The 6,350-nt window shown below is 60.7% G+C and carries 1 protein-coding gene and 1 pseudogene; both read right to left on the bottom strand.

Going from position 1 to position 6,350, the window contains the following annotated elements; translation table 11 throughout:
* Positions 1-277 precede the first annotated feature (277 nt).
* The gene (locus tag AAEZ08_RS22540) at positions 278-5,551 is read right to left on the bottom strand and encodes a hypothetical protein (protein ID WP_500125143.1); all 5,274 of its coding nucleotides are present in this window, start codon (positions 5,549-5,551) and stop codon (positions 278-280) included.
* Between the two features lie 321 nt (positions 5,552-5,872).
* Positions 5,873-6,350: pseudogene (locus AAEZ08_RS22545) on the bottom strand (hypothetical protein); the annotation flags it as partial.

The raw sequence follows: 6,350 nt of genomic DNA on the forward strand, positions 1-6,350 counted from the left end.
CGCGTCCGCTTAAAAAATACGCGGACACCATCGTCCTTAATGCGGGAGTTCGGAAGGTGACTTGGCTGGACGCTTACCGAGGGCTAGCAACGCTTCTTTTAGAGCCTCTGCGTGCATCTTATCTGCTGTATTCATTCTGGAATAAGTGTTATGGCCAATGACAGTTAATTATCAAGAGTTTCATAGCTTTGTCAGGTGGTGCTGTTACATCGCATTTTGGCTAGGGGCCGCGAACGAACCTTCGTCACGCCGACCAAATGAAACCTGTCTTCGACAGCTATCGCAGCTGCTTAATGCGCTCTTGGAGAGCAAGGGCGGCCGGTATATTCATAGCTGCAAATGCGGCTGCAATCTCGACAAGCGCTTGTCGCGCCTGAACGTGTTGTGACAAGACTAGCGAGTCGGAACTTAATGTCGACGCCGCCAGATGCACCAATGCGTCGCGCGTCCCCTCACGATACCAGCTGCGGGAAGGCTCGCCTTTTTTTAGCATGGCGGCGAGCCAGCAAAGTCCGTCTAACCGAAGTGGTGCCCCGAACTCTGTCGTCAGGAAGTGGCAAAAACGGGTGACGCATTCTTCGTAGTGAGCCAGGTGCGCAGCGGCCCAACGTTTGTAGAGATCCTTCATCCGCAAAGACGCGCCTGGGTGCAGGCGGGACAATGCATCCTCGCTCCCGAAGCCAAGCAAGTCGCAAATCAGGCGCTCGCCGTAGAACCAAAGGCCAGGTTGAGACCAATTGGCTGCGAGGCCGTACTCCGCAGTGGCCCGCCAGACGCGCTCGAATGCCACCGGGTCGTCGTCTTTCCCGAGACGCAGGAATAAACCGCGAATGAAGTGCTGCAGCGCGTAGTGCGCGGCCGGGCCGTGGGAGAGAACAGGCTCCCAAACCATGCGATCTTCCCCTTCGGGCGCCGCGATCGCCAGGGCTCCGAGCCTCTGTAGGATGTCGTAGCCGAGGTTCTGGCTCGGCAAGTCGTATTCGCCATCTTCCTTCTTTTCGCACACCTTGGCGCGCGTGGCGTCGTAGTCCCAGATGCGTAGCGCCAAGCGCGTGTCGAGGTCGCGATTGCCAGTGCCATCGCCTTCGATGAGCCAGTTGAACAGGACTCCAAGGAAGTGGCTATCTAGCGAACCGCCCCGTTCGCGCTTCGGCTTCCCGCGCCAAGTCTGGTCGCCGGCGTTGTAGAGCCGCATCCGGCGCTGGAAGTCCAGACGTTCTTGGCCTGCGATGACACGCTTGAAGTCGAGATCATTCGGCGATGCGTTCGGTCCGCGAAGCGGAAAGCGTCGCAGCCGCGCTAGCCACAGCGTCCAAGCGAACTCCGCAGCGTCGTCATCGCCGTGGTGCGGAGCGAGCATGATGAGGCTTGACCAGAAGAGCCCGGCACGGAGCAGTCGCCACCACGCGGTACCAAGCTGCTCTCGATTGGCATAAGCAACGCCGACCACAACTGCAGCCGCTCGCGTGTCGCCGCTCGTCAGCAGGCGCATGACGGCGGTCTCCCACTCCTGAACGCCATCTTCATCGGCGAGCCACAAGTGCATGACCGCGTAGGCGACGAACTTAAGCTCATTGCGTAAGCTCCCCATGCGCCGTCCGCGAATCTCCTCTCCTGTAGACGCGACCGCTGCCACACCGGCGCGCACCACTTGGAACACGTGCTTCTGCGCTTCGGCGTTCTGGACAAGCCAAGCACCTCCCAATGCGACGAGCGTGCCGGCCGCAGCGAAACGGCAATTTGATTTTGCGTCCTCATCTTCGCCTTCCGCTCCAGCCTCACACTCTTGGAGCAGATTGAAGAGGTACGCGGCCTCATCGTCGTTGAGCAGCTGGCCGCCCCGAAGCCGCTGGTCGCACCGGTCCGGCACGAGCAGGTACGCGAGGGTTGGCGCGCTGTCAGTCTGCCACGATTGCACTTCAAGGCGCAGCTCATCTGGGTAGACAAGACCTTGAGTCTCCGCGCCCGTCGCTGGGTCGGTGACGGTCTGATAGTTGGCTCGATCGAGCGCGGCGAATAACAGCTTGAACTCCAATGCCTCCTTCGGGTCATCAGGCAGCGCCCAAGTCGGAAGCAGGGCTTGAAGGCGCCGCGCAACGTCGTCGTCGGTCAGGAGGAGTTCGACAACGACATGGAGGAACTTCTGCTGGCGATGGGGCGCCAAGACCCAATCACGGGCGAAGTCAAACATCGCCTGGCCGCCTTGGAGCCAACTCCAACCGATGAAGTTATAGCCAACCTGCTCCACGCGGGCGCTGTCCCAATAGAACAGGTTCGGGAATGTAATCAGGGCCGCGAGAGGCCCCGTCAGCAACGACGGCCGATACTTGGCGACGTTAAGGAGCACGCTGACGAGAGACGCGGAGTTCCCCTCCCGAAGTATCCTCTCGATATCCACGGTGATGTCCTCACCCGCGTCGAGCCGCAACGTCAGCCAGCGCTCCAAGGCATCGAGAGCGCAGAACAGGTTTCCGTTGCGCATCGAGTCATTGGACTGCGGCCAGCCGAAAACCTGCCACCAGCCGTGGAAGGTCTTATCCGACCCGTCCGCGAATTGCAGTGTTACCCCGGGAGCCTCACCGGTGCGCCCCTTCATGACCTCGGCGACCCAGCGCTCCGTGCAGAAGTTCACTAGCGCGATGAGCGAGGTGAGAGCCGTTTCCGGGGCCAGCTGCAAAAAGGGGAAGAACGGGCTCTTCCAGAAAGCCGTCGGGTACGCGTCCTCGGGGTATTCGAGACCGAGGTCTATTTCGAGCCGGCCAGCCTCATACTCCCGTTCCGGCTGGTCTTCTATGATGAGCGCGAGTAGGACTTCGGCCGCCAGCTCAGGCTGCGCACGCATGAGAGACTGGATGCCGTTCTCCTTGATGCACGCGATCCGAAAATCCATGTCGACCTTTTCGCTGGCCCCTAACGGCCAAGGCGGCAATCGCTCTCGGAAAGACCCGAGGGAGGGTGATATCCGCTTCCGCTCTTCGTGCCACGCCTTGTATTTGGCATCGGTCTTCAGACGCTCGGCGTGCACCTTCGCCTTCTCTATCTGAACTTCGGCAATGCGCCGTTTGACATCAGCGTCCACCTCTTGGCGACCCGCGAGTTCGAGAGCCCAGTTCCCGACCTCGGTCGGCAGGTCGGCCACACCAGCCAGTGGTGCGGTGTACAGCAACGACTCATGCGTCAGGTACATTGCGCCGTGGCCCTTCTCGACCTGCACAGTCCGAGCCATGGCGAGCGCCATCTCCGCCATCTCCCGGCGGAAAGGCATCGGATTGCCGCTGCTCAGCGTGTGCGGCGTCTTCGTCAGCCAGGTCTCGATGACCTTCGCGAGAGCTGATGAAACCAGCCCAGCCAGTCGCTCCCGCTGCGCGATGAGGAAGCGCAGAACAGGTGGCCAACGGCCGAAGACAATCGAGCGGTACTGCGCATCCATGTACAAGCCAACCGCTGCGCTCAGTCCCATGCCGCCGCCGACTGGAACCGTCGCGATGTGATGGAAGCGCAGAAGCAGTCGCGTGAAGTGTTTCGCGCCGTTGCCTAGCAGGAGGTCGACGCGTTCATTCAGAAGGCGTTCGGCGTCGGGATCCAAGCAGAGCGCGTCAAGGAGGACATCCCCCGCCAGTTCGCTCTTGGCGGCCTCCGCGGAGCCGAAGGCGACGTCCCAGGCCGTGCTAGTCTCGGTCGGCTGCCGCAGCAAGAGCTGGCCCAGCATCCGGAGCGCGTTCGTCCAGAGCGGATTGCCCGCTAGGGCGGCCCACTGCGTCGTGTCAGTCCAAATCTGCTTCAGGAACTGGAAGCGCGCCCAATCCGCCGCGAGATCATGCTCGAACTCGATGCGGTTGGTCCGTTCGTTCAGGCGCAGCGGAAGCTCGTCGGGACGCCGCGCAAACGTCGTCGTGTCCGCCGGCTCCAAGTCGGTAAGTGCGAAGCTGCGCTCGAACGATGCTTCTCGCTGGGCGAGGCGCATTATCAGCGCCTTCACGTCGGCACGGTCCTTCGTCCAATACTTCCAAAGCCGGTCGGCAATGGCGGTGTGAGACGTCAGTCCACCGGCGCTCGCTCCCAGCGCCGCCCCCGCCTTGATGACCCACGCCAGTGTCCGCAGGTTCGTCAGCGCCGCAATGGTGTCGTCATGCGCGACCAACCAGCCCAAGGTGGGCGACGGCAGAAGCGCCAACTTCACAGCATCGCTCTTGAGAGCCTCGACCTCGACCAAATGCGCTTTCCGCCCGCCGAGCATCGTCTCTTCACCTTCGACCCAACTCTGCGTCTGCGTGACGATGACGACCCGCCACGCATCCTCGGTCTCTTCGCCGTCATTCGGCAGGATAGCTTGAAGCAACTGGCGGATGACGACGAACTCGCCGGCCTCGATGCGTTCCGCAGAGTCGATGACCAGCACGTTCTGCGGCTTCACCGTGGCGTTCAGCACAAGCGAAAGTTCGTGCGTCAGGTGAAGGGCGCTGCGGCGCGCCGCGCTGAGCGCCGTCTTCAGATCTTCCGGACCAAACCACACCTGGTTCCAAGATGGGTACGCGCCGTCCAACACCGACTTGACCAGCGCTGACTTGCCCGAGCCCGACTCCCCGAATACCACCGTGATCGGGTTCTCGGCGAACACTGCCTGGAGCGACGCTTTCTCCTCCGTACGGGGCACGGCATAGCCTGATGGCAGCTCCGTCTCTATCCGCGCCTTGTGATCCGCGGTGATGTTGGAGAGCGTCTCCCAATCACGCTCAAAGTCTGGGTGATGGCGGAGGCCGAACTGGCCCCGGAGGAATGACAACAGGTCAGGGACGGTGATGGTACCGCTGCGAAGGCGCACCTCTTTCGCGACGTTGATGAGCTCCTTCCAGAGAGTCTGCGCTTCGTCGTCACGGCCAGACGCGAGCAAGCGACGGCATTGGGCGATAGCCTGAGCCTCGGTCTCAGAGTGCGCGAACTGAAAGTCAGTCGGCAGCACGTGTAGGCGGCGAATGAGCTCGATGGTCTCTTCATCGGATGCGCTACCCGGCTTCTGGACGCTGTCGAAGACGCGCGACTGCCTCGTATTACTGCGGATGCGGCTCAACGCGAGTGCCGTATCCGTACCGCTGCACGCGTTTTTCACCTCGCGCCACGCCGGGTCGAACGCCTGGTCGGTTCCGATCGTCACCAAAGCGAGCCCATCACCAACTCGGCTGAAGGGCCCCTGCAGGTCACGCCACTGATCCCAGGAGCGCGTCACAAAGTCAGCGGGGAGGCCCGCCGCGGTCACCTGCACATTGCCCTTCGCTGAGATCGCTAGCCGCCTCGGGGCACCGGCCGCGTGAGCCGTCAGCAGCAGGTCGTCGATGCGCCACCCCAAGGTCGAGACTTGGGCTTGTACCTGCGTGACCACGCCCCCGATACCCGGTGCCTGCTCACCTGACAGGGCCTTCACTAACTGCCAGGCACTTATAAGATCCTCGAACTCGAACCCGGCACCGCTCATCGAACGCAGCGTCGCGGGCTCGCGTTTCGCACTGCTGCTGCGAGACGCCTTCGACTTTGATGTGCTTTTAGAAGAGGCCATTAGCTTCCGAATGCTTGTAGCTGTGTCATATCTGTCGGCGAACAGCAGGGGCAGGCCCTCGCAGCCTTATGGTGGGCTTGAGGCGCGCCATAGATCCCCGACTTCTAGTTCAGCACCACTGAGTTGCATCGACAAACTGTGGCGCAGAAGCGGCGCCTAAGCTACCGCGCCTGCAGTCTAAACCTAGGGTGTACACCCGAAACAGACCTCCTGAACTTCTCCAAAGGGTAGATATCTACCTGTTCCAACAGTCCGCTATTGGCCGACAGCGGCTATCACCAGAGTCCACTATCGGCCATTTTGCGCACGCAGCACTCTTACTTACATGCCATCAGTTCGCTTTTTATCCTTCAAGTAATCTGCGTACATGTCAGCAAGCTCAGCCTCTCGGTCGCGATCCTGATCTGTCTCAATCTTGGTTACTGCTACCCAGCCCTCTTCGAATAGCCACTCACCAGGGCGCCGCACCAACGTAACTTCAACGTCCAGATAAAATTCACAACCAGCGTATGGACGATCTTGATCCTGCTCACCCGAGTAAGTAAACGAAACCTCCAGTACCAGTAGGCCTTTGGTTTCATCATACGACGAAGATGTCACCTCATGTGGGCGCTGGCGATTCTGACGCTTTATTCCAGTCGTTCTGACCCACTTGCACTGGAGGTACTGACCCACCCATTCCAGTGATTGTGATCCACTGTGCCGATGATTCTGATCCACCTCTAAGGAAACTCTGAAGAAGACTTCCTGATTTTGGCAAGATCCCCGGACTCCACTCACCGAGTTTTCCGATGAAGCA

It is taken from the genome of Pseudomonas sp. E45-MNA-CIBAN-0222 (assembly GCF_040310405.1).
Classification (GTDB): Bacteria; Pseudomonadota; Gammaproteobacteria; order Pseudomonadales; family Pseudomonadaceae; genus Stutzerimonas; species Stutzerimonas stutzeri_AC.

What these genes read in the sequence shown, in the direction of transcription:
- AAEZ08_RS22540 (WP_500125143.1), bottom strand. Translation starts at nt 5,551, where the DNA reads ATGGCCTCTTCTAAAAGCACATCAAAGTCGAAGGCGTCTCGCAGCAGC.